At 44.8% G+C, this 533-nt stretch carries 1 protein-coding gene; it reads left to right on the forward strand.

Annotation, left to right across the window (positions count from 1 at the left end; translation table 11 throughout):
• Nucleotides 1–24: 24 nt before the first annotated feature.
• On the forward strand, nt 25–533 hold a 509-nt coding region (locus tag R7O13_RS30435; protein WP_318305666.1), incomplete at its 3' end, for a LapD/MoxY N-terminal periplasmic domain-containing protein.

A 533-nucleotide genomic window follows, 5' to 3' on the forward strand; every position in this document is an offset into this window, starting at 1 on the left:
AATTAACTATGACGAGTGAGAAACATGACCCTATATAAGAAGCTTGTAGTGGGAATGGTTACGGTCTTTATACTCTTGTTGGCATCAGTATTCGTAATCGAATTCAATACTACTCGAACGAGCTTGGAACAACAGCAACGTTCAGAGGTCAACAACACCATCAACACCGTGGGTTTGGCGTTAGCACCTTACCTAAAAGATAAAGACAAGGTTGCCGTTGAATCGGTAATCAATGCATTATTTGACGGCAGTACCTACTCAGTGGTGCGTCTCACCGCGTTAGATTCTGATTACCAGATCGTACGCTCTTACCCAGTAAAACCAAGCACCGTTCCGCAATGGTTTATCGACATGAATCTATTTAAAGCGATTCACGATAAACGCGTGGTCACCAGTGGTTGGATGCAACTGGCCGAAGTCGAAATCATCAGCCACCCAGGCGCGGCGTATGAACAGCTATGGCAAGGTTTTATCCGTTTGCTATCTGCGTTTAGCGTCATCTTCCTAGCCGGATTGATTGCGATTTCTTACAT

The organism is Vibrio sp. Y176 (assembly GCF_033438945.1).